This is a genomic window from Calothrix sp. PCC 7507, assembly GCF_000316575.1.
Classification (GTDB): domain Bacteria; phylum Cyanobacteriota; class Cyanobacteriia; order Cyanobacteriales; family Nostocaceae; genus Fortiea.
In genome coordinates, this window is record NC_019682.1 from 879,123 (window position 1) to 903,373 (window position 24,251).

At 44.7% G+C, this 24,251-nt stretch carries 22 protein-coding genes; 9 read left to right on the forward strand and 13 right to left on the reverse strand.

Annotated elements, in window-relative coordinates; translation table 11 throughout:
* Positions 1-7 precede the first annotated feature (7 nt).
* Positions 8-493: a 2-C-methyl-D-erythritol 2,4-cyclodiphosphate synthase gene (gene ispF / locus CAL7507_RS03950; protein ID WP_015127132.1), complete on the reverse strand. Its 486-nt coding sequence runs from the start codon at positions 491-493 to the stop codon at positions 8-10.
* 44 nt (positions 494-537) lie between these two features.
* Positions 538-1,263 carry a tRNA (guanosine(37)-N1)-methyltransferase TrmD gene (gene trmD / locus CAL7507_RS03955; RefSeq protein WP_015127133.1) on the reverse strand — a complete coding sequence of 242 codons (726 nt, stop codon included), beginning with the start codon at positions 1,261-1,263 and terminating at the stop codon, positions 538-540.
* Positions 1,264-2,101: 838 nt separating this feature from the next.
* On the opposite strand from trmD, the gene CAL7507_RS03960 reads away from it, so the two are divergent.
* Positions 2,102-2,965 (forward strand): cyanophycinase, encoded by an 864-nt coding sequence (locus tag CAL7507_RS03960; RefSeq protein ID WP_015127134.1) that lies wholly within the window; start codon positions 2,102-2,104, stop codon positions 2,963-2,965.
* A gap of 172 nt (positions 2,966-3,137) precedes the next feature.
* Positions 3,138-5,843 carry a cyanophycin synthetase gene (gene cphA / locus CAL7507_RS03965; RefSeq protein WP_015127135.1) on the forward strand — a complete coding sequence of 902 codons (2,706 nt, stop codon included), beginning with the start codon at positions 3,138-3,140 and terminating at the stop codon, positions 5,841-5,843.
* A gap of 71 nt (positions 5,844-5,914) precedes the next feature.
* Here cphA and tatA read toward each other — a convergent pair whose 3' ends face one another.
* Together tatA and CAL7507_RS03975 are read right to left on the reverse strand one after the other, a co-directional pair.
* Entirely contained in the window at positions 5,915-6,088 is a 174-nt protein-coding gene (tatA, locus tag CAL7507_RS03970) for a twin-arginine translocase TatA/TatE family subunit (RefSeq protein ID WP_015127136.1), read from the reverse strand.
* Between the two features lie 97 nt (positions 6,089-6,185).
* Positions 6,186-7,592, reverse strand: a complete 1,407-nt coding sequence (locus tag CAL7507_RS03975) for a serine/threonine-protein kinase (protein ID WP_015127137.1) — start codon at positions 7,590-7,592, stop codon at positions 6,186-6,188.
* A 161-nt stretch (positions 7,593-7,753) separates the two neighbouring features.
* Here CAL7507_RS03975 and cbiT point away from each other — a divergent pair, with 161 nt between their 5' ends.
* Both cbiT and CAL7507_RS03985 read left to right on the forward strand, forming a co-directional pair.
* A complete protein-coding gene (gene cbiT / locus CAL7507_RS03980) occupies positions 7,754-8,356 on the forward strand; it encodes a precorrin-6Y C5,15-methyltransferase subunit CbiT (RefSeq protein ID WP_015127138.1) in 603 nt (200 codons plus the stop codon).
* Positions 8,357-8,629: 273 nt separating this feature from the next.
* Positions 8,630-9,517, forward strand: a complete 888-nt coding sequence (locus CAL7507_RS03985; RefSeq protein WP_015127139.1) for a phosphatidate cytidylyltransferase — start codon at positions 8,630-8,632, stop codon at positions 9,515-9,517.
* A gap of 132 nt (positions 9,518-9,649) precedes the next feature.
* On the opposite strand, the gene CAL7507_RS03990 is transcribed toward CAL7507_RS03985, so the two are convergent.
* Positions 9,650-10,363, reverse strand: coding sequence for a DUF2993 domain-containing protein (locus tag CAL7507_RS03990; RefSeq protein WP_015127140.1), 714 nt, complete (start codon positions 10,361-10,363; stop codon positions 9,650-9,652).
* A gap of 136 nt (positions 10,364-10,499) precedes the next feature.
* Here CAL7507_RS03990 and CAL7507_RS03995 point away from each other — a divergent pair, with 136 nt between their 5' ends.
* Positions 10,500-11,315 carry a pseudouridine synthase gene (locus CAL7507_RS03995; protein ID WP_015127141.1) on the forward strand — a complete coding sequence of 272 codons (816 nt, stop codon included), beginning with the start codon at positions 10,500-10,502 and terminating at the stop codon, positions 11,313-11,315.
* The gene (locus CAL7507_RS04000) at positions 11,290-12,081 is read left to right on the forward strand and encodes a RodZ family helix-turn-helix domain-containing protein (protein ID WP_015127142.1); all 792 of its coding nucleotides are present in this window, start codon (positions 11,290-11,292) and stop codon (positions 12,079-12,081) included. Before CAL7507_RS03995 ends, CAL7507_RS04000 begins: the two co-directional genes overlap by 26 nt.
* A gap of 72 nt (positions 12,082-12,153) precedes the next feature.
* On the opposite strand, the gene malQ is transcribed toward CAL7507_RS04000, so the two are convergent.
* A complete protein-coding gene (gene malQ, locus CAL7507_RS04005) occupies positions 12,154-13,662 on the reverse strand; it encodes a 4-alpha-glucanotransferase (protein WP_015127143.1) in 1,509 nt (502 codons plus the stop codon).
* A 292-nt stretch (positions 13,663-13,954) separates the two neighbouring features.
* Between malQ and CAL7507_RS04010 the strand changes: the two genes are divergently transcribed.
* Together CAL7507_RS04010 and CAL7507_RS04015 are read left to right on the forward strand one after the other, a co-directional pair.
* Positions 13,955-14,392, forward strand: a complete 438-nt coding sequence (locus CAL7507_RS04010; RefSeq protein ID WP_015127144.1) for an NUDIX hydrolase — start codon at positions 13,955-13,957, stop codon at positions 14,390-14,392.
* A 105-nt stretch (positions 14,393-14,497) separates the two neighbouring features.
* A complete protein-coding gene (locus CAL7507_RS04015) occupies positions 14,498-15,445 on the forward strand; it encodes a Rid family detoxifying hydrolase (RefSeq protein WP_015127145.1) in 948 nt (315 codons plus the stop codon).
* A 221-nt stretch (positions 15,446-15,666) separates the two neighbouring features.
* Here the strand turns inward: CAL7507_RS04015 and CAL7507_RS04020 are convergent, their stop codons facing one another.
* Together CAL7507_RS04020 and ctpB are read right to left on the reverse strand one after the other, a co-directional pair.
* Positions 15,667-16,737, reverse strand: coding sequence for a M42 family metallopeptidase (locus tag CAL7507_RS04020; protein ID WP_015127146.1), 1,071 nt, complete (start codon positions 16,735-16,737; stop codon positions 15,667-15,669).
* Positions 16,738-17,111: 374 nt separating this feature from the next.
* Positions 17,112-18,458, reverse strand: coding sequence for a carboxyl-terminal processing protease CtpB (ctpB, locus tag CAL7507_RS04025; RefSeq protein ID WP_015127147.1), 1,347 nt, complete (start codon positions 18,456-18,458; stop codon positions 17,112-17,114).
* A 312-nt stretch (positions 18,459-18,770) separates the two neighbouring features.
* Here ctpB and CAL7507_RS04030 point away from each other — a divergent pair, with 312 nt between their 5' ends.
* Positions 18,771-19,469 (forward strand): YdcF family protein, encoded by a 699-nt coding sequence (locus tag CAL7507_RS04030; protein WP_015127148.1) that lies wholly within the window; start codon positions 18,771-18,773, stop codon positions 19,467-19,469.
* A gap of 282 nt (positions 19,470-19,751) precedes the next feature.
* On the opposite strand, the gene CAL7507_RS04035 is transcribed toward CAL7507_RS04030, so the two are convergent.
* The 5 genes from CAL7507_RS04035 to CAL7507_RS04055 all read right to left on the reverse strand — a co-directional run bounded on the left by CAL7507_RS04035 (position 19,752) and on the right by CAL7507_RS04055 (position 24,240).
* Positions 19,752-19,958, reverse strand: coding sequence for a hypothetical protein (locus CAL7507_RS04035; protein WP_015127149.1), 207 nt, complete (start codon positions 19,956-19,958; stop codon positions 19,752-19,754).
* Positions 19,959-20,067: 109 nt separating this feature from the next.
* Positions 20,068-20,814, reverse strand: a complete 747-nt coding sequence (locus CAL7507_RS04040; RefSeq protein ID WP_042341789.1) for a DevA family ABC transporter ATP-binding protein — start codon at positions 20,812-20,814, stop codon at positions 20,068-20,070.
* Positions 20,815-20,900: 86 nt separating this feature from the next.
* Positions 20,901-22,067, reverse strand: a complete 1,167-nt coding sequence (gene devC, locus CAL7507_RS04045) for an ABC transporter permease DevC (RefSeq protein ID WP_015127151.1) — start codon at positions 22,065-22,067, stop codon at positions 20,901-20,903.
* A gap of 87 nt (positions 22,068-22,154) precedes the next feature.
* Positions 22,155-23,444 (reverse strand): ABC exporter membrane fusion protein, encoded by a 1,290-nt coding sequence (locus tag CAL7507_RS04050; protein WP_015127152.1) that lies wholly within the window; start codon positions 23,442-23,444, stop codon positions 22,155-22,157.
* Between the two features lie 190 nt (positions 23,445-23,634).
* Complete coding sequence (locus tag CAL7507_RS04055) at positions 23,635-24,240, reverse strand: TetR/AcrR family transcriptional regulator (protein WP_015127153.1); 606 nt, start codon at positions 24,238-24,240, stop codon at positions 23,635-23,637.
* Positions 24,241-24,251 lie beyond the last annotated feature (11 nt).

Here is a 24,251-nt window from a genome sequence, read left to right on the forward strand (position 1 = left end):
AGGCAAATTAATCAGCAGCTATCAATAAAACCACAGCGTAAGCACATATACCTTCCTCTCTGCCAACAGGGCCTAGTTTTTCATTGGTAGTGGCTTTGATGCCAATTTGATTGGGTTGTAATTTTAAAACAGTGGCTAGCTGATCGCGCATCTTGTCAATATGGGGTTTCAATTTGGGACGTTCTGCTACCACCACAGAGTCAATATTTCCGATTTGCCAGCCGCGATCGCTAACTAGCTGATTTACTTGAGTTAACAGCACCAAACTATCCGCCCCTGCCCATTGGGGATCGCTAGGGGGAAAGTAATGACCAATATCCCCCAGGGATAATGCCCCCAACATGGCATCCATAATGGCGTGTGTCAGTACGTCAGCGTCACTATGCCCTAATAAACCTAGTTCGTGGGGAATTTTCACTCCTCCTAGAATTAAAGGGCGATCGCTCACTAGTTGGTGTATGTCGTAGCCGTTACCAATACGAATTTTAGTCATTTGTCATTAAAAAAGGGAATAGGCAATAGGCAATAGGCAATAGGTTATTCTCCCTCATCTCCCTGCCCCCTGCCCCCTGCCTCCTGCCCCTCTTCCCATTTTTCCAGGAGATCGGGACGGCGATCGCCTGTTCTTTGAATTTGCTGTTCGTAACGCCAGCGGGCAATTGCCGCATGATTGCCAGAGAGCAAAACATCAGGAACCTTCCAGCCGCGAAAATTGGCGGGACGAGTATATTGGGGATAGTCCAGTAACCCCTCCTCAAAACTTTCTGCAGTCAGAGACTCCTGTTTGGCTACAGTTCCTGGTATGAGCCTAACTACGCCATTAATCAGCGCCATAGCTGGAATTTCTCCGCCAGTCAGAATAAAATCGCCTAAGGACACTTCACGAGTAACTAAATTTAACACCCGCTCATCTACTCCCTCATAATGTCCACAGATCACTACTAGCTGATCGTAATTGGTGACTAACTCTCTTAATAGAGGCTGATTGATGGTTTGACCTTGAGGACTCATCAAAATGATCTCTCTGCGAGGTAAAGTCGGCAGTGATTCCACAGCAGTAAAGATGGGTTCTGGCTTCATCAGCATCCCTACCCCACCGCCATAGGGTTCATCATCAACTTTCCGGTGCTTATCAGTGGTAAAGTCTCTGGGATTAACCAAATGTACTTGAGCAATCTGTTTGGCTAAGGCTTTGCCCAGCAGCCCAGAACTCAAAACGGAGGTGAAACAGTCAGGAAAAAGTGTAACTATATCAAAGCGCACAGTTATTCGTATTCAAGAACACTAATCTAAAGAATGAATGTCTAGCCAAGACAATAAGCCAATGTTGGGTCAAACTAGAGATGAAATTCGTCAATAGTATCTAAAAGTAACAGAAAACTTAGATTCTTATGGGATCAAAAGTTTTTCTAATTACTTAATTTATGTTTAAATATTGTCACAACTCCATTTAAATTAATAATCTGACCAAGTTAACAACTTCCAGGATGCATCTAGCCTGCCTCAGCACAAAGCGTGTCCAGACCCGCTCGCCCCGCCCTAGGGCGCAGCCTAGCTCCCAACTCCAGAAAGCAATTCCAGCCCACCAAGCACTATTTTGTCAGTCTGGAATAAAGTGGACAGGTGAAAAACAAGGCGTTGACTTTGAAGATAACGACGGACACATAATAACTGAGGTTCTGTGTGGATCAAGCGAGAAGTTGGAGCAGTTGCAAGACAGCGCTGTCAAGAGAAGTCGGAATAGCTGCTGCTGATCTAAACTTTTTCTATCAGAGACGCTGCAGGAATGGGGAGGTTTTCCCAAACCAGACGACTGCTTTTCTTAAAGGACTTCTGCCGATACCAACTTCAAAAAAGTGTCCTCCCTCAAGATGCAAAGCACGAAAATATTCAGGTTACTGAACCTTGTTGAATTCACACGCCATTCGCCACAAGCCGGAGAACCCCTCCGGGTTCGGCAGTCCACTCGGTGGCAAAGCCCTTACGGGTTCAGCAGTCCCTCTACTTGGGGAACCCCCAAGATCGGTCTGCTTCACCGCACGTGTGGCTGCACTCACCGTCCAAGGCGATGGCTCCTGAAGTTGTTGACAGGAGAAACACAATGCCGCAATTAGAAGCTAAATCGCTGGAAATGAGGACACCCCAAGCAACTAAAACCGCCGTTCTGGTTATCGGAGGCGCAGAAGATAAAGTTCATGGACGCGATATCCTCAGAACTTTTTTTGGTCGTGCTGGTGCTAGTAAGGCCTATATTACAATTATTCCATCAGCCTCCCGCGAGCCAGCCATCATTGGTGGTCGGTACATCCGCATTTTTGAAGAAATGGGTGCTAACAAGGTTGAGATTTTAGATATTCGCGAACGGGAACAGTGCGAAGCCTCCCAGATTAAAGCATCCTTAGAAGCCTGTACTGGGGTATTTTTGACAGGAGGAGATCAATTGCGCCTCTGTGGTGTATTGTCAGATACACCAGCGATGGAAATTATTCGCCAGCGAGTCAGATCAGGGCAGCTTACTTTAGCCGGCACTAGTGCAGGAGCAGCAGTCATGGGGCATCATATGATTGCCGGCGGTGGTAGTGGTGAAACACCAAATCGCTCCCTAGTAGATATGGCAACAGGTTTGGGATTTATTCCCGAAGTGATTGTAGACCAACATTTTCACAACCGTAATCGCATGGGGCGATTAATTAGTGCGATCGCCGCCCATCCTGATCGGATCGGGATTGGTATTGATGAAGATACCTGTGCCGTATTTGAAAGGGATGGCTGGTTACAAGTTATGGGCAAAGGCAGCGTGACAATTGTTGATCCCACTGAAGTCACACACACAAACGAACCCCATGTAGGTGCAAATGAGCCTCTAACCATACATAATGTACGTTTGCACATCCTCAGCTACGGCGATCGCTTCCACCTGTATCAGCGAACCGTCCTACCCGCTGTACACCGCATCTCCAGCTGACGGAATCGAGTATCTGAGGTTACACTGACATTGATGGCATGTTTATTTCTTGCTGTAAAAAAATCATAGGAATACCATGTAAAAAGAAAAAACTGTTTGTGATGAACAGTTTAGCGGTCAATTCCAGTAAGAAACTAGAATTTTGGTTCCGAATCTCCATCTACCTATTCCCATGAGAATCCTCAAGATCCAGACCTTACGCGGCCCAAACTACTGGAGCATTCGACGCCACAAGCTGATCGTCATGCGCCTCGATTTAGAAACCCTTGCCGAGACGCCCTCGAATGAAATCCCTGGCTTTTATGAAGGATTAGTTGAGGCACTGCCAAGTCTGGAGGGCCACTATTGCTCCCCTGGCTGTCATGGTGGTTTTTTGATGCGAGTGCGAGAAGGCACCATGATGGGCCATATCGTGGAACATGTAGCCCTAGAACTACAGGAATTAGCCGGAATGCACGTCGGCTTTGGTCGCACCCGCGAAACCGCCACACCTGGAGTTTACCAGGTAGTGCTTGAATATCTAAATGAAGAAGCAGGGCGCTACGCCGGACGCGCCGCAGTGCGGCTGTGCCAAAGCATTGTCGATCGCGGACGTTATCCTAAAGCAGAGCTAGATCAAGACATCCAAGACCTCAAAGACTTCTGGCGCGATGCTTCCTTAGGCCCTTCCACCGAAGCAATTGTCAAAGAAGCCGAAAAAAGAGGTATCCCCTGGATGCAGCTTGGGGCGCGCTTTTTGATTCAGTTGGGCTACGGCGTCAACCAGAAGCGGATGCAAGCCACGATGACCGACAAAACCGGCATCCTAGGAGTAGAACTAGCTTGCGACAAAGAAGCCACTAAACGCATCCTCGCCGCCGCTGGAGTGCCAGTGCCCAGAGGTACGGTAATTAACTTCTTAGACGATTTAGAAGAAGCGATTGAGTATGTTGGTGGCTATCCCATCGTGATCAAGCCTTTAGATGGCAATCATGGACGTGGGATCACCATTGATATTAGAACCTGGGAAGAAGCTGAAGCTGGCTATGAAGCAGCCAGACAAGTTTCTCGGGCAATTATTGTCGAGCGCTATTATGTCGGGCGAGATCATAGAGTCCTGGTAGTAGATGGCAAGGTAGTCGCAGTCGCCGAACGTGTGCCAGCTCACGTAGTGGGCAATGGTAGATCCAGCATTGCCGAACTGATTGAGGAAACAAACCTTGACCCCAATCGTGGCGAAGGACATGATAATATCCTCACCAAGATTGAGCTAGACCGGACTAGCTACCAGCTATTGGAAAGACAAGGCTACACCCTCAACAGCGTGCCACCTAAAGGCACAATTTGTTATTTACGAGCCACAGCCAACTTAAGTACAGGCGGTAGTGCTGTAGACCGTACCGACGAAATCCACCCAGAAACCTTGTGGTTGGCGCAAAGGGTAGTCAAAATTATCGGTTTGGATATCGCCGGACTGGATATTGTGACTTCGGATATTAGCCGCCCCTTACGGGAGGTAGATGGTGTAATTGTCGAAGTTAACGCTGCTCCCGGTTTCCGGATGCACGTCGCCCCCAGCCTGGGTATACCCCGCAATGTCGCTGGCGCAGTGATGGATATGTTGTTTCCTAACGAACAATCCAGCACTATTCCCATCCTGAGTATCACGGGTACTAATGGTAAAACTACTACAACTCGACTGCTAGCACATATTTACAAGCAAACAGGGAAAGTAGTAGGTTATACAACCACAGATGGAACTTACATCGGTGATTACTTAGTGGAAGCAGGAGATAATACAGGACCCCAAAGCGCTCATGTAATCCTACAAGACCCGACTGTAGAAGTAGCAGTACTAGAAACAGCCCGTGGTGGGATTCTCCGCTCTGGACTAGGTTTTGAAGCTACAAATGTTGGTGTAGTATTAAATGTTGCCGCTGACCACTTAGGAATCGGCGATATAGATACCATAGAACAGTTAGCTGATCTTAAAAGTGTAGTTGCAGAAGCTGTACTTCCTGATGGTTATGCGGTGCTGAACGCCGACGATCGCCGAGTCGCCGCCATGTCAGAAAAAACTAAAGCTAATGTCGCCTACTTCACCATGAACCCAGACTCGGAATTAGTGCGAAAGCACATCCAAAAAGGGGGAGTAGCAGCAGTATATGAAAATGGCTATCTATCAATTGTTAAAGGTGATTGGACACACCGGATTGAAAGGGCAGAACAGATACCTTTGACAATGGGTGGACGTGCGCCATTTATGATTGCTAACGCTTTAGCCGCGAGTTTGGCTGCTTTTGTGCAAAATGTCACAATTGAGCAGATTCGCTCTGGCTTAAGAACCTTTCGGGCTTCAGTTAGTCAAACGCCGGGACGGATGAACCTATTCAATTTAGGTAAGCACCATGCTTTGATAGACTATGCTCACAACCCAGCCAGTTACGAAGCCTTGGGTGCGTTTGTTCGCAACTGGACTACAGGACAAAGGATTGGCGTAGTCGGGGGCCCAGGCGATCGCCGTGACGAAGATTTTGTCACCTTGGGCAAACTAGCAGCGGAAATATTTGACTATATTATCGTTAAAGAAGATGATGACACTCGCGGACGACCACGGGGATCAGCCTCAGAATTGATTACTAAAGGCATTACCCAAGTAAAGCCCAATGCCCGTTTTGAATCAATACTGGATGAAGCCCAAGCAATTAATAAAGGCTTGGATATGGCTCCTGATAAGAGTTTGGTGGTAATTTTGCCAGAAAGCGTCAGCCGCGCCATTAAATTAATTAGGGAGCGTGGTGTAGTTAAAGAGGAAATACAACAACAAAATACATCCACGACGATTGTAGACACTCAAAATGGGGTGACTCCTTCTTCCGTGTTTAATAAGCTGTTTTAGCCAGTCTGCAGCGACAATACAAGACTCCTGCTTTGCTGCAAATTTTAAATTCCCCTAAAGAAAGTTGAATATTATTTTTCCTGTTCTGGACTGTCGTCTTCACTGGGCTTTTTCAGTTCCTCCTGAAAACCTCGTAGAGTTTTACCCAGTGCATTACCCAGTTCGGGAATCTTTTTAGGGCCGAAAATGAGAATAGCGACTATGGCAATAACAGCAACTTCTGGCCACCCTAGTCCAAATAACATACACACTTCCTCTGAGAGCATCCTTAATTATAGTTAATTAAGGATGCTCACTGCTAATTTATGGACTACAGTGACGCGATCGCAATTAAATCAGTCATCAGTCATCAGAATCACGCTGAATTGAGATATTTAACCAATCGCTTAATTCATGAGCTAACCATTCAAGTTCTAATTCGGATTTAATCAGATTGTCATTACCGCCAAGTTGATATTTCTTTACTCCTACCCAAATATCTAATTGCGCTGCTACCTGAGTGCGATCGCCATCAGCATCTTTAGTAAAGTGTTGTGGAGTATAAACTAACTTAGTAATATTATCTCTGGAAGATGGACTAACACGACGAGTTTTAAATCCAAATAATTCATAAGTTAAGTCAATTTGTTGATGATCTAGATGCAGGCGCATACGCCCGAAGATAATAAACAAAAGAGCATAGATCATCAAGCCACCAGCAGCCCAAAAAGGCAGTGAGAACAAAGCAAAGGGGAAATTGATCGGAAAAGGTGCTGAGAGTGCGCCAGTCGTCCAAAATAACACAAACGAATTCCAAGCGATCGCCATCAAACCTAAGAACACCATCCACAGTTCAAAACCAGCCGCCGGAACAATAATTTCTAGAGCATCAATGTTCTTGCTGAGTTGAATTTTGCTATCCGCTGGTTTGCCGATAGTTAAAGCCGTGGTATTTTGCAATTGTGGAGATTCATCTAAAGCCTTGATTGCGTCACCAGCAGAACTCAAACGCCGTTCTAGGCTAGGTTCAATGATTCGCCGTAACCAATTACTCAAACTGGGGCTAAGATTCGCCGCGTCTTCAAACTGAATGCGAAAGTCCTTCTGAGGTAAATCTGCTGGATGAATCCCCGTTAACAAGTAAATTAAAGTCGCACCCAAGCTATAAATATCAGAGGCGGGGGCAGTACGTCCACCAAATTGCTCAGGTGGCATATAACCGTATGTTCCGACTACAGTCCTAGTTGCACCTTCCGTAGCGAGGACAGTTTGCACTGCACCAAAATCTATGAGATAAACTTGACCGATACTATTACCAGAGCGATCGCCTAATAAAATATTGCTAGGTTTAAGATCGCGGTGAATTACAGGTGGATGTAGCCCATGCAAATAAGCGAGAATTTCTAAAAGCGCTTTGGCTATTTCTTTAACTTCAGCTTCTGTAAAAGTCCGCCCATTTTGTAAGTATTGCTCTAGAGTTTGGGCTGGGATATAACTCTGTACTAGAGCAAATCCTTTGATGGTAGATGAGCTAACTTCAAAATAGTCTAAATAGCGAGGAATACAGGGATGTGACAAAGATTTTAAGGTTTCAGCTTCCCGCTCAAATAGCTTCAGGGAATCCCATTCAAAGTCACTACTAAAAAAGAGTAACTTGATGACGACTAATTCCTGGGTTTGTAAGTCACGAGCTAATAGCGTTCGTTGCCCCGCTTTTTTCAGCAATTGTCGTTGGACTTCGTAGCGATTATCTAATATTTCCGCCATCATTGCGATTACTTATAGCGCTGACTTGAAAGTGCTGAGTGCTGGGTGCTGAGTAAAAAATACTAGTCTCCAGTCCCCACTCCCTCTTTTGCAGTTCATGATGGCTACTTGATAGCTTGCCCTGATTAAGCGAACTGATATCTCTAGTATAATTATTTAACTCTATGCCCTCCCAACTTTGGCCTTATATTACCCCTGGTATTCCCGATGAATTGTTCGAGCATTTGCCAGGAATTCCCCTCAGCCAGCGAGAAGTCAGACTGCTGCTAATTTCCCAACTGCGGCTCAAACCCGATTCAGTGTTGTGGGATATTGGTGCTGGGACAGGTACAATTCCTGTAGAAGTGGGAATGCTGTGTCCACAAGGACAGATTATTGCGGTGGAAAGAGATGAAGAAGTAGCCAATTTGATCCGACGCAACTGCGATCGCTTTGAGGTGCAGAACGTCGAAGTCATTGAAGGTAGCGCCCCGGAGTGTTTGAAAGACCTGAAAATTCCTCCTCACCGCGTTTGCATTGAGGGAGGGCGTCCCATCCAAGAAATTCTGCAAGCAGTCTGGGAATATCTACCACCCACAGGTAGAGTTGTCGCCACAGCTGCTAATCTAGAAAGTCTGTATGCTATTTCTCAAAGCTTCTCCCAACTAAGAGCTAGGAATATCGAAGTCGTCCAATCTGCAGTCAATCGCTTAGAAATGCGTGGCTTTTCTCAAACCTTTGCCGCTGTTGATCCCATTTTTATCCTCAGTGGTGAGAAACTGGATTAGGGACTGGGGACTGGGGGCTGGGGACTAAGGACTAGGACTGGGGACTAGGGACTGGGGACTAGAGGGACTGGGGACTGGGGACTAGGGACTGGGGACTAGAGACTAGGGAGAAGAAGAGAAGGGAGTATAGAGAACAACTTAACCTAATTCCCAATTCCCAATTCCTAATTCCCAATTCCCAATTCCCAATTCCCAATTCCCAATTCCCAATTCCCAATCCCCAGTACCCAATCCCCAATCCCCAGTACCCAATCCCCAATCCCAAATACTTCTATGCCTTGGTCTCGGATTATTAGTGGAATTGTTGCGATCGCCCTTGCTCTATTTTCGACCCTGTTAGGGGGTTGGTATTTTACCATTATGGTTGCAGTTGTTGTCTTTTTGGGACAACAGGAGTATTTTAATTTGGTGCGGGCTAGGGGTATAGCTCCTGCGGCTAAAACCACCATATTTGCCAGCCAAGTTTTATTGGTAATTTGTACTCTTGATGGTAACTTAGCTGATGCTGTGATGCCCATAGCAGGAACATTCATTTGTTTTTATCTACTGTTTCAGCCCAAAATGGCGACGATCGCCGACATTTCCGCTTCGATTATGGGGCTATTTTATGTAGGTTACTTATCGAGTTATTGGGTACGATTGCGATCGCTTGATAGCCTTGCCAAGAGCAATATACCTTTAGGAGGTTATTGGCCAGCAGCCTGGACAGATATTCTAGACCAGAGGAATTTCGTTTCTCTACCACAAGGTTTGACGTTGACCGTGCTGACCTTCATGTGTATTTGGGCATCTGACATCGGCGCTTACACCATTGGCAAATTCTTCGGGAAAACTCGTCTGTCTGATATCAGCCCCAAAAAAACCGTTGAAGGCGCTGTTTTTGGCATTAGCGCCAGTGTGGCGATAGGTTTAGCCGGAGCTTATTACCTTCATTTACCCAGACCGCTCTACACTGGCATAGCCTTGGGTTTATTGATTGGGATTGCGAGTCTTTTGGGCGATCTCATAGAGTCAATGCTCAAGCGCGACGCTGGGGTAAAAGATTCCGGACAATTGATCCCCGGACATGGAGGTATCTTAGACCGAACCGACAGTTATATTTTTACAGCTCCGCTAGTTTATTATTTCGTGACCCTTTTGTTGCCTTTAATTACAGATTAGGGCATTGGGGAATAACTCTTGACTCTTGACCCTTGACAAATAAATCTTGACAAATGACAAATGACACAATTGTGTCTAGAAATATAATTTAAAATAAAGAATAAATCTTTTTAGGTTTTGATTTTTAATCAATCAGGGGTTAACGTTAATGCGCCCACGACACACTAACTTACCTGGGATCAGGATGAGTTCTTGGATATCGACCTCTGTCCCCAGATCCAGATTGTGCTGATGATTGCCCTCTACTAGTGTTACGGTGTTGTGTCTGATGTGAATAAGTGCTAGTTGCAACTCGTGAGCGTTGAGTAACTCTAAACCCACACAAATCTCCACAGGTGTGGATTCATTTTCAGTCGTGAGGATGCCTCGCAGTATAATTTGATTGTGATCAAGGATAATTTTTTGCCAAGTAATTGGCTTGGTTTTTGGTCTGTCTTCTGGTAAAAGTTTAACCAGTACATCTTTTAAAGCAGTGGATAATAAATCAGACGAGAGAGAATTATTTAGATCCTGCTCGTCGAGAACTAGCTCACCGGCTACGGGTACTGTTTCTAACAGACGTAATGGCTGTCCCTTAAGCACTGATCCGATATTGATGTGAATTTTTTCTGCCACAAGTTGAATTTGTCCAATGTGAAGACCTTGGTAAACAGCATGACTAGCAAAAATAGATACCCAGGGAACCCGCCCAGAGAGAACTTGACGATCGCTCGTTTTAATCTCCACTGCCAACTCAGATACTTGGCTAACTTGCGCTCTCAACCATAACTTCAAGGCTGTTGTGAGCATAGATGTAATAATTCGTACCTTGTTAGTACCTTTTGGCTCGGAATTTTGCTCTGACATCTCACCTCGATTTATGGGGATTAACTCAACTTTGCAGCTGACATTAAATAGCCTTTAAATGTAACATTTAAGGCTATTAACTACAAAATGCAAATATTATGATTTAAACGCTAGCGGAAAAAAAAGCACATTCTACATGGAGGCACGGTTACAAAAGATTTTAGCCCAGTGGGGTATTGCCTCACGTCGTGAAGCCGAGGAAATGATCAGGCGATCGCGTGTGCGGGTAAATGGCGTATTAGCACTTTTAGGTCAAAAAGTTGACCCTGAAAGAGATACCATCACCGTCGATGACGAGCCAGTGTCTGCTCAACAACGTCCGGCTCTGACGTATCTTTTACTGCACAAACCTGCTGGAGTGGTTTCTACTTGCTATGACCCCCAGGGAAGAATTACAGTCCTAGATTTATTACCGCCAGAATTACGAGAGGGTTCAGGGATTCACCCAGTTGGGCGACTAGATGCAGATTCCACAGGAGCGCTAATACTCACAAACGACGGAGAACTGACATTTTGCCTCACCCATCCACGCCACAGTATTCCAAAAACCTATCATGTTCTAGTCCAGGGACATCCCCCAGAAGCAGTGTTACAAATGTGGCGTCAGGGTGTGGTGTTAGAAGGGAGAAAAACCCGTCCGGCGGAGGTGCGCCTCATAGAAAGTTTTGCAGCACATAGTTGTTTAAAAATTGTTTTAAAGGAGGGACGAAATCGCCAGATTCGCCGTTTAGCCCAACAGTTAGGGCATCCAGTCATTAAACTGCACCGTATTTCTATAGGTCTAATTCAATTACAAAATTCAAAAGCACCCTTTTTAAAAGAGGGTAAATATCGTTCCCTAACAGACGATGAGATTCGCTTTTTGCAAAAGCAGATCCAGCAAATACCTATTAAAGATTCAGCTGAGTTAAGGAGTGTAACAAAGCATGAAGTGGCCAAGAAGGAAGGATGATCAACAGCCAAAACTGTCAGTAGAGCAACAACGTACTGAAAAATTGGCGGAAATGGGCGCTCAACTTTGGGCCTCTCGCCAAGAACAGGGTTTATCCCTAGAGGAAGTTGTTGCATTAACCAGGATTCCTAAGCGACTGTTGCAAGCGATCGAGGAAGGTAATTTAGACGATCTGCCAGAACCAATCTATATTCAGGGATTAATCAGACAATTTGCTGACGCGATGGGCTTGAAAGGAGCCGAATTTGCCAGTAGTTTTCCCATTACTTCTGGGCGAGTCAACCTCCCATCTGTTTTAGAAACTAAGCCAATTAGTCAATTACGTCCTGTTCATCTTTATTTGCTTTACATATTCGTGATTGTCTGCTCTGTAAGCAGCTTGTCTCAAGTCCTCAATAATACTGCCTTACAAGCAAGTAATGCCCAAAGTGTTCCCAGCAAAGGGGCAGAGTCTCTCATCCAATCAGCGCCACCCCAGCCACAAAAATCAACAGCAGCTAATCTTGTGAAAGATGGACAGCCTGTGCAAATTGGTGTGACTTTGAAAGCGTCATCCTGGATTCGTGTAGTGGCTGATGGCAAAACTCAGTTTGAAGGTACTCTCCCAGAGGGAAGTCATCGCACTTGGAAGGCCCAAGAACAGCTGACAGTGAAAACTGACAATGCTGGTGGTGTAATGATGAGCGTTAACCAAGAAAAGGCCAAGCGGATGGGGGCACCTGGGAAGGTGGAAGAAATCAGGATTGCTGCTAAACCCAAGTTTTAACAGGTGGAAGCGTTGAGGGGATGAGGGGAAAGACCCTGTTTAGCCCATTCCCTATTCCCCATTCCCAACTCCTTATTTTGGCTGTGGGGCGCGTCCACAGAGTGTGGTGAGAGTTTTGAGGCGATCGCCTAATTCCTCTCTCAAAGCGTCCTGTTGATAGCGCCACTCCCAGTTACCCTCAGCAGTACTGGGATAATTCATGCGGGCTTCGTTCCCTAATCCCAAAACGTCTTGTAAGGGAATAATGGCTTGATTAGCGATCGCACTCAAAGCCAACCGAATTAAATCCCAGTGAACACCTTCCGGACTGACACAACCTAAATAAAGCCACAAGTTACGCTTTTCCCAATCAGTGGCTGTATTGTACCAGCCAATAGTCGTATCATTATCATGAGTCCCTGTATAAACTACAGCATTTCTTGGGTAATTGAAAGGTAGAAAAGGATTACCGGGATCAGAACCAAAAGCAAATTGCAACACTTTCATCCCCGGAAATTCGTATTTATCGCGCAACGTTTCCACCTCTGGCGTAATGATCCCCAAATCTTCAGCCAAGATAGGTAGTTTACCCAACTTTTGTTTGATAGTTTCAAAGAAAGCATCCCCAGGCGCTTCAATCCATTCGCCATTGACAGCGGTTTCCTCTCCCTGTGGTACAGCCCAATAAGCTTCAAATCCTCGGAAGTGATCAATGCGAATTATGTCTACATAATCCAGCATGGCCTCAAAGCGCTGCACCCACCATTTAAAGTCTTGTTTTTGCAATTCTTCCCAGTTATAAACCGGGTTCCCCCACAATTGACCAGTGGCACTAAAATAATCTGGTGGAACGCCCGCCATTTGTGCGACTTCTCCCGTCTCTTCATCTAAAGCAAAGATGTCTGGATTCGCCCACACGTCAGCACTATCATGAGCTACATAAATGGGAATATCGCCAATAATGTCAATACCGCGCATGTTCGCATAACTTTTGAGTTCTGACCACTGGCGAAAAAACTCATATTGGATGAATTTATAATAAAAAATCTCTGTAGTCAGATGTTTTTGTGCTTCCTCTAATACTTCTGGTGTGCGCTTGGCCAGTTCTGGTTCCCAGGTATGCCAGCTACCACCGGATTGAGAATCTTTGATCGCCATAAACAGGGCATAATTATCTAGCCAATAGGCTTTGCTGTCACAAAAACCTTCAAATCCTTTCTGTTGAATTGGTGTAGCTTTAGTTTTAAAATTCTCAGAGGCTTTTTTGAGCAACTCATTCTTCACCACCACAACCTGGTCGAAATTCACTTTTTCGGCTGGAAATGCTGGTAAATTAGCAAAGTCTTCTTCGGCTAATAAACCCTCATCTAAGAGTTTTTCTGGGCTAATCAGCATGGGATTACCCGCCATTGCTGAATATGACATATACGGAGAATTACCGTAGCCAGTGGGGCCTAAAGGTAAAACTTGCCAATACTGTTGGTCACTCTCTTTGAGAAAATCAATAAAGCGATAAGCTTCTAAGCCTAAATCCCCAATGCCAAATCGGCTGGGAAAGGATGTGGGATGCAGCAAAATGCCGCTGGATCTGGGAAAAGGCATATTTAATCTAATGTGTATAAAGAAGCAATTCCATCGAATTTATCACGGTATGGTCTGCTTTGGCAGATGGGGAGATGAGAATGGACAAGCGGCCGTTACGACATAACAAGCGGCCGTTACGACATAACAAATAACGCGGTGTGCAACTTTCTCTCAAACCTAACCCCCAGCCCCTTCCCTACAAGGGAAGGGGAGCAAGACTTAAAGCCTCTCCCCGAAGCGGGGAGAGGTTTGGAGAGGGGTTTCAAGAATAAGTTGCACATCGCGTCAAATAACAAATAACAAATGACAAATGACAAAAAATTATCGCAATCCGGCTCCGACTGTGGACATCATCATCGAATTGGTTGACAGACCACATCGACCAATAGTGTTAATTGAGAGACATAATATTCCTTTGGGTTGGGCGCTTCCTGGTGGGTTTGTGGATTATGGGGAAGCGGTGGAAGTGGCTGCTATTCGGGAAGCGGCGGAAGAAACGGGTTTGCAGGTGGAGTTGATTGAGCAATTGCTGGTATATTCTGATCCCAGTCGCGATCCCCGTCAACATACTATTAGCATTGTGTTTTTGGCGACGGCGACGGGTGAGCCTGTGGCTGGGGATGATGCTAAGGGTGTGGGAATTTTTGAGTCTTGGCGTGTGCCAGGTAATTTATGTTTTGATCATGATCGCATTCTGCGCGATTATTGGCAGTATCGGCATTATGGGATACGTCCACGGTTGGGTTGATTTTTGTCTCACGCAGAGGCGCAGAGGCGCAAAGAAAGAGAGGAGAATATCTGTAATGAAAAATCCTGTAGATTATACTGAGTGAGTAGTATTTAAAGGTGCATTATGGATGCTGAGGAACTGTTGGAGAATTATGCTATGGGACATCGGCATTTTTTAGGTGAAAATCTTAGAGGGGTAGACCTAAAAGGTGCAAATCTACGTGATATTGATCTAACAGAAGTAGATTTGACGGGAGCAGATTTGAATGATGCCAATCTGAGTAATGCAACTCTTCGTCGCACAGATCTTACTAGAGCGTCTTTGACAGGAGCCAATTTGAGTGGGTTGGTGGACACTTCTTATTTAAATTTGAGTGGTGCTGACTTGAGTGGTGCTGATTTACGTGCAGCAAACCTTCAAGGTGTAAATCTCAAAAAAGCCTGTCTTCAATCCGTAAATTTAGACACAGCAGACCTGCAAGCAGTAGATTTGAGGAGAGCGAATCTGAAGGGAGCGAGTCTGAGAAGAGCTGATTTAACTGGGGCGAATATTTACGGGGCGAATCTTGAAGATGCTGACCTGACTGGTGCGATAATGCCTGATGGGGAAGTTTATCAACCGATCGCCTCTGAGGTGAAGGTCGGTAATCAGGAAGTATCGTTAGAGAAAGTAATATCTATGACTCGTGAAATTATTAATACTGATAAAGCACCCGCGCCTGTAGGGCCATATAATCAAGCGATCGCTGCTTCTGGTAAATTTATCTTTGTGGCTGGACAAATAGCGATCGATCCCCGGCTCGGTGATGTTGTCTACACTGATGATGTGGTTAAGCAAACTGAACAAGTGATAGCTAATCTGGAAGCTATCTTGATAGCAGCTGGTGCGACTTTCCAAAATGTGGTTAAAACTACTGTGTTTTTGGCTAGTCTGAAGGATTTCGCTGCAGTGAATGCAGTTTATGCTAAATATTTCCCTGAAGACACAGCGCCAGCCCGTGCTTGTGTGGAGGTTTCGCGGCTACCAAAGGATGTTTTGGTAGAGATTGATTGTATTGCAGTGATCCAGTAGGGGCGGGGTTTCCCCCATTGGTGTCAACTTAAGCGAAATCGGCGGTTATAAACCGCGGCTACACAAACAAAACCCACACTTCGACAAGCTCAGTGACCGCCTCCGTGGGTTTCAAACCCTTAATTTTGTGTTAGTCCGCACCAGGCGACTTTGCCTGTGTAGCCGCGAATTCCATTCGCCAGGTCTTAAGTTGACACAGGTGGGTTTCCCCGCCCTCTGTGTTAATCAAATTTGCTTTCACAAAAGGCTTTTAATAAGTGTATACAATTAGCGATCGCTCCTAAATGAGCAATTTCATAACCGTGGGTGTTTTGTGTGGGAAACGCCAAACAAGCCGCACGCCCGACATGACCAAGTTTCATCGCAATTGAAGCGTCGCTACCAAATCCATTCAATATTGCTAGCTGCACTGGTATATCTAGATCCTTGGCACTTTGCCGTAGTTGTGCATTCAGAGTTTCATCATAAATCCCGTAGCCATCTTGAGACAGAATTACCGGACTTTCCCCATCCTCAATGGGATATTCGCTAGCTAGGGGGCAAATTTCTAGAGCAATTAAAGCGTCTAACGTTTGATTTTGGGTGAAAAATAACGCCCCGATTGCGCCTACTTCTTCTTTGGCTGAGGCTACCAAATAAACATCGGCTTCTGGCTGTTTCACAACTTCCGCTAAGGCTAGAAGAATTGCTACTGAGGCTTTGTTATCTAGGGTGTAACTAGCAATATGGTCTTTTAACCTGATGGGACGCTTGCGATGCTTGCCAATCACCATTCTAGTTCCTGGTCGAATCCCTGCCGTTTCTAATTCAGCAGAGGTAAGCTTGGTTTCAATCCAGGCGTTCTCCCATTTGACGGTGGTATCTTCTTGTTGCACTTTTTGCGGGGATTCATGGGAAACGTGGCGGGAACCAAAGCTTAAAATCCCGCTGATGGTTGCGTTGTCTCCGAGTAAATCAACCACACCCTCACCGTAAACCCAAGGGAAAGCGCCGCCCAGTTTGCGGACTTCCACCCGTCCAGCATCGCCGATTGTCTTGACAATTGCACCGATTTCGTCTTTGTGAGCCGTGATAGCGTAGACGCGGAGCGGCTTGTCGTTAGACATCGCTCTTTCTCGATTCTTACCGGGTATCTTGGCTATGATATTGTCAGCGCGATCCTGCCAAACTTCCACACCCAGGCTAGCAAATCGCTGTAGCAAAAATTGGTTAATTTCAGTTTCTACACCACTAGGAGAATGGTGCATCACTAATTCTTCAATAATTTGAAATAACTGTTCGTAATCCCACATTTAAATTCATACACTCAGATTTTCGACTATTCTCAGAAATGGAAATCTGTTTTTAGAATACTAATCTAAATCGTCAGGATTCAAGCCCAACTGACGCAAGCGTTCTGCTAGTTGTTCTGCAATCAGTGATCGCTCATTGAATCATAATTTGTAACTGTTCCTTGTTCCGCTCAGTATGACACGGATATTTGATCGTAAGTGATTAGGCAGATATGATATGAGACTAAAACGAACCACAGATCACACTGATATTTATCCGTGTCTATCTGTGGTTCAATTTTCCTATTTGAGCCTGTATAATGGCAGGTTTAAGGTTTTCGGCTGATCGGAGTCGCATTACGAATTGGGTAATGGCGAATCAGCTGCCGTAATACCTAAAACTTCAACAAGTCGCTAGCACGAACACTCATGGAACCAGAGGGTCGATTTGCTGGAGGTTTAGCGAAGTTGGTACTCGATAGAGCAGCGATCGCCCGTGCATATTGTGGATCGTTTGGAGTACCCACCAAATCTGGGTTAGATGCTAACTGACGCTCTTGTGCTTCTGTTAAGTCTAACTTGATATCTGGTGCAATTCCCTTATGGTTAATATCCGTTCCTTTGGGGGTGTAGTAGTGTGCTATTGTGACTGCCAAACCAGAGCCATCTGCCAGTTCATGAACTGACTGTACTAGGGCTTTACCGAAGGTTTGACTACCAACAACTACCGCTCGTTTATTATCCTTAAGTGCCCCTGTCAGAATCTCGCTGGCACTGGCTGAATTACCATCCACTAATATTGCCAAAGGAAGATTAGTTAAAGCGGTGCGATTGGCTTTAGTATCCTCAGTGCCGCCCTTGCGGTCTACCGTGCGGACAATACCACCGTTATCCATCCACATCCGAGCAATTTCAATACTTGCCTGTAACAAACCACCAGGATTACCCCGCAAATCTAATACATAAGCATTTACTTGCTTGCTGTTCAAATCACGGATGGCTCGTCGCATTTGCTCGGATGCGTGGGAACTAAATTCCCGTAAGCGGATATAGCCAACACGGCGATTACCTTCTTGTTTGAGGGTATACCGGACTGTGGGTACTTCAATAGTTGCTCTTGTCAGCTTCAGATCAAAGGCATTTTGCCCCAATCTTCCCAACTTCAGCGTTATGGGGGTACCAGCTTTACCGCGAATTAGCTTTGAGGCATCATCCACTTTCATTTCCTGAGTGGATTTGCCATCAATGGCCAAAATTTCATCGCCTGCTTTGATACCAGCTTTCAGTGCTGGAGAGTTCTCTATAGCTTCCACAACAGTGAGCTTCTTGGTTTTTTCGCTTAATTCCATGCGAATACCAATTCCAGAGACTTCCCCAGAGGTTTGACTGGTGAGAGCTTCATACTGTTGGGGGTCCATAAAGCGAGTGTAAGGATCTCCCAATTTTTGTAAAGCTTCGCGAATGGCGACATAAGCTTCTTCACGAGAAGAATAGTCTTTACTTAACAGGCTTTGCCTAGTTGCTTGCCAATCTTGTTGATTAAATTTACCATCAACATATTCACGATTCACCACTTGCCATACTTGGTCAACTACTGCTTTTGGGCTATCTTGTAGGGCTAGGGCGGCACGAACGCAGCGAGTCCAAGCAGGACCAAAGACAGATACAGTAGCGGTCGTGGCGATCGCTCCACCAATCAAGGCTACTTGGAGCGGTGAGTAACGTTTCGCAGATTGGTTCATGTATATCAGCTGGAATAATTGTGTTTTTGACAGTTTAGCAATCAGGCTTTCCAGAAATTTTTAAGTTTTTATACTCAGTTTCCGCTATACTTCTTTCATCATTTTTCCCTTGGTGATGATGATAAAAATATAGCTTCACTTTTTAACAATCATTTCTCTGTTCTCTAGGATTTTCCGGAACGTTTACCTGGAATATATGACACTTTGATTTATGTCAATTTTACCCCCCAATGCTTTTTATAAGATAGCACTTTGCTTTTTTAATTGCAGGTATTTTGGACATTAATTAACTATGCTTTTCTTACTTATGTCATGAAACGGCAAGATACCATTAAATCATCAATTCCTCATAAAGGAAGAATCAGAAGACTGTGGCAGTTGTTACAAAAAGTAGCTTTTGGTTTGTGTGCTGTGTTTGGCAGTTGGCTGATTTTCACCACCATAACCTTAATTTCTGCATCTTCCCAGCCTATAGATGTCTTATTTGTGCTTGGTGGCAGTATTAGCCGGGAAATCTATGTTGCCCAGGTTGCGAAAAAATACCCGCAAATCCCAATTCTGATTTCTCATGGTTCTCCTGATCCTTGTGTGTGGCTAATTTTTCAACGAGAAGCTGTAGACTTATCCAACGTCTGGTTAGAAAAGTGTGCAAATTCCACTTGGGAAAATTTTTACTATAGTATTACTATTCTGCGACGCTGGGGAGTGCATAAAGTCATGTTAATTACTTCCCAAACCCACTTACCCCGAGCCAAATGGATGGCACAAATCCTTTTGGGAGCTAATGGCATTTGGGTAGAGCCAGCAATTGTTCCAGAACGAGGCGTTCCTGGGAATCGTGAGTCTGGGCTGAAAACTGGGCTGGATGTAACGCGTAGCTTGTTATGGGCTGTTTTAAGTCCAATGATGCAGCCACAATGCTCACAGGTGATCAAACTGGCTGATGTGGATATGCAAGCTTGGGAACGTCAAGGGTTTAAGTGTGAACGTCAGGGGAAATTGGGGAGATGAGGAGTCAGGGAATGACAAATACTTCTCTTCGAGAGGCTACGCCTAGGGTGTTGACTTTGTCTGAAATTAGCTAAAAAATATCATGCAATTTTTGTGTTTACCGTAGGGGCATGGGCACTGCCGTGCCCTGATGAGAACGTTAACTACGACTATGATTTTGTATGATGCATTTTGGGCTGAAAACCCTCAGAGTCAACAGCCTAGGCTACGCCCTAAGCGGAGCTATGCCGCAGGATTTACGACTTCGCTCAGTACAAGTGACAAGTGAAAAATAACCATTCCTTAATCAAGTTTTAATGCATTAACTGGAACTTCATCCCAAGAATCGACAGTCCGCAACCTTGCTATCCAACCAGAAGCCTTTTGGATGTCGTTCAAATTCTTCTTAAAGGAATCGTGACAATCTTTGGCTTGAGACTCATCACAAGAGGCAATACAAGCATGAATCATGCCAGACGGATCAATTTGCTCGTTTACCCAAATAATCATGGATTTTTCCCTCAAAACTGTAGCGAGAAAAGTGATGTGTCATGTTTAGAATACTATCTCTAATTGACACTCCGCTAACTTAAATGTATTTACGTTTCGTAATAAAGCCTTAATGCATTGTTGTTGCCATATCTATATCATTAGTCTTGAGTTGACCATCTTCCATGTAAATAATGCGATCGGCAATATCAAGAATGCGGTTGTCATGGGTAACTAGCAAAATTGTACAACCTTGTTCTTTAGCTAGCTTTTGCATTAATTCCACGACATCGCGCCCAGATTTTTTGTCAAGTGCAGCGGTGGGTTCATCTGCAAGGACAATTTTGGGATGGCTGACTAACGCACGGGCGATCGCTACCCGTTGTTTTTGTCCCCCTGATAATTTCTCAGGATAATAATCTACGCGATCGCCTAAACCCACATGCTCTAGCATGGCGATCGCTTTCACGTTGATGTCTTGATTCAGGAATTGATCGTGCAACTCTAAAGACATTCGCACGTTTTCTCTAGCTGTCAAAAACGTCATTAGGTTATGCGCTTGGAAAATATAGCCGATTTGACGGCGCAGTTGGGTTAACTGTTGTTTTCTAGCACCGCAGATTTCCTGTCCTAAGATTTTCAGGCTACCTTCTTGAGCAGAACGCAGTCCACCCATCAAGGTTAGTAATGTGGTTTTCCCTGATCCAGAGGGCCCAGTCATAATCACAATTTCGCCAGCATTAATTGCTAAATTGATGTCGAATAATACTTGTTTACGCAGCGCACCTTCACCAAAATAATGGTGAAGGTTACTAATAGAAATTACGGGTTCTAAATCAAAACTTGTTGAGTTAGAGAGTAAAGATTCTCGCATCATAGGATTTTTAATTGAATTTCTTAGTAGGGTGGGCAATGCCCACCACATCGGGTCTTTGGTGGGCATTGCCCACCCTACTTGTATTGCTAAAAAACGTCTGCAGGGTCAGCAGAGCGGAGTTTTCGCATAGCGATCGCCCCAGAAAAACTGCACATAACTATGGTTAAAAATAAGACATATACTGCTCGTTCTGTCTTCATAAATAAGGGAAGCATTGTGGCAGTAAATGTGAGATGATAAAGACCAATGGAAAGGAAAAATGCCGGAAGATAACCCAAGACAGCTAATAGCAAAGCCTCTTGTAGCAAAACTCCTAATAAATAGTTATCGCCATAGCCCATTGCTTTGAGGGTGGCGTATTCTGGCATGTGTTCCGAAACGTCAGAATACAGGATTTGGTAAACAATCACAATCCCGACAATGAAGCCGACTGCTGTACCCAAACCAAAAATAAAACCAATCGCAGTTCCTGCTTCCCAGTATTTCCTCTCAATTTGAGCAAACTCTTCTGGAGTTAGGACTGAGATATCTTTGGGTAATCCAGCGACTAGTTGCGATCGCACTTTTTCTGGATCAGCACCCGGTTTAAGTGTCAGTAATCCCACTTCGATGTGATCGGGTTTACGTTCAGAAAATAATTGTAAAAAGGTGGAATCACTGGTGATCACGTTGCCATCGGCAGCAAACGAAGCACCATCAGTAAATAAGCCCTTGACTTGGATGGCTTTACTATTTAGTTCTGTCTCAAACTTACCTGTTTTCTTCAGGATATCAGCAACAGATCCATATTCCGGACGACCAGCCTGATCGAACAGAACTTGATACAACTGTTTGAGTTGAGGAATATTTTCTTTGGTTTCAGATGATTTGAATGGAGGTTGTGCCGGATCGACACCCCACACTAAAATAGCCCTTTCTAAGCGTGTTTCGGGATTTCGCCATTGTCCAGTACCGATGTAAACTGAATTCACTGACTGCACACCCTCATAACCCAATGTTTGGTAAAGTCGCTCTCTAGAAAAGCTTTTCACCGAAAACAGAGTTTGAAATTGGGGATTAATTAACACCAAATCTGCTTGCAAATTGCGATGAGGTTTGATGGCTGCATCAAACAGGGCGCTTTCAAACCCTAATTGGATAAACATCAACATGTCTGCAAAGGTGATACCCGCAACGGCGATCGCCAGACGTGTTTTTTCCTTCATTAACTGCCGCCATGCTAGCGGAGTTTTACGGAATATTTTCGGTAACATATATTAATTTGTCATTGGTCATTTGTCCAATTACCCAGTTCCCAGTCCCCAATTCCCCAATCCCCAGTTCCCAATCCCCAATCCTCTTTACAATTCAATTGCTGTTTGCACCTGTAAGTTGGTTAAACCTGCAACTTGCTTGCTGTCTTCGGGATTCAGGCGAATTTTGACTTCAACTACTCGGCTATCAAGGTTTTCGCCTGGTTGGTTGCTGAAAACATTTTGTCTATTCACCTGCAAGCCAACTTGAAAGACTCTACCGCGTATTTCACCAGGAAACGCCTGACTAGTAATCACCACAGGCTGTCCCAGTTTCACTTTAGCGATATCGGTTTGATAGATTTCTGCGACTGCAATCATTTGATCAGTTTGGGCGAAGTCTGCAATCCCCGCATCACCGATTTTTTCACCAGCTCGTTGATGAATTTTCAGAATTTGCCCCGCAGTTGGGGCTTTAATATAAGCCGCTTCTGAATCAGTTTGGGCGCGTTTGAGTGCAGCGATCGCATTTTCTACTTCTGTTTGGGCTGCGGCTACATCCACGGGACGGACTTCGGCAATACTATTAAGTGTGGCTCTGGCTTCGCTGACTTGTTTGTTACCAGTAGAATTCATGCGGGTGAGTGCAACTTTGGCTTCGGCTAGTTGTCTGCTGGCGGTGGAGTTAATTCGGTTGAGAACGGCTTGGGCTTCGTCTAGTTGCTGTTTCGCCGTTTCCCTCATTAAACGCTTATTGTCGAACAAAGAATTAGACACCGCCCCTTCTTTTGATAGTTGCTGATACCGCTCATATTCAGATTGGGCGTTGTTGAGTTCTGCTTCTAGTTTTTTAATCGTCGCCTCTTGAGCTATTCTGTCACCTTGCCATTGTGCTTCTATGCGGGCGATCGCCTCTTCTTGCCCGTTTTTGTCTCCTTGAGATTGAGCCTGTAAGCGCTCTATGGTTGCTCGCTGTGCCTGAATTTCGCCTGTTTTGGCTCCTGCTCTCACTTGAGCGAGTTTCGCTTGGGCAACTGCAACTTGTTTTTTCGCCTGGAGTACGGCAGTTTGCAGGCGATCGCGTGAGTCTAATATTGCTACAATCTGTCCAGCTTTGACGCGATCGCCTTCTTTAACCAAAATTTGGGCAATGCGATCGCCATCCAAAGCCAGCGGTGCAGATAAGCTGAGTACTTCTGCTTCTGGTTGTAATCGCCCTAAAGCTGTCACCTTTTGCACAGTTGGTGTAATTTTTACTGTCTCTGGTGAAGTAGTTTTACCAACTTGCCCAAACTGAGAAACCCCATAAAAAACAATACCACCCGTAATCGCCGTAGCACCAATTACTATCCCAATTAACCGTTGATTTATCGGTTTAAATAACACCCTCTCACCCATTTCCCCCTCCCACCAAGATTTAAGTTAATGTGCAGAAATTAACACCAATGCTTATTTGGAAACTTGAATTTTAAAATTTATCCAAAAAAAATCCATCCGAATACGTAATTAAGTATTGCCTTCAAATCGTTAATTCCAACTTATTACCACTTAGAACTGCAACTTAAACGTGGTAAGACTATTCTGACTCCTAAATTCTGACTCCTAAATTCTGACTCCTAAATTCTGACTCCTGACCCCTATATGCCGTCAATATTTCTCCCAAAAGAGCGCATTGTTCAGAAAAATCAATCATTTCATCACCCTGTAGCTTTCTTAGTAATAGACCATCTATAAAGCTCAATATAAAAGTAGCTAATACTGGGTCTTGAATCCCAAAAAAGTCGCAGGCTGCTTGGTGATATCGCTGATTTGCACGCTTAAATATATTATTCCCAGGTATTTCTTTAGAATCTTGATGTTGACAAAAATCAACCCAAAGATAAGTCCATTTGATAAAATATTCCTCGTTTTTCGCCAAATATCTTCCCAGCGCTACCATTGACTCTTTGAGAGTTTTGGTTCCTTCTAACTCCGCCAATGCCATCACTAAATCTTGCTGACATGTCTCTTCGACTAATTGCTCGAACAGAGCTTGTTTGCTAGAAAAATAGTGATAAACCGTACCCGTAGAAACGCCTAAACCTTGGGAAATTTGGCGCATGGTAATCGAACCATAGCCTTTTTGAGCAAACAAATCAAAGCATTTGCCGAGTAGTTCTTTGCGGTATTGTTCATGATCAACAATCTTGGGCATAGCTCGGCTTA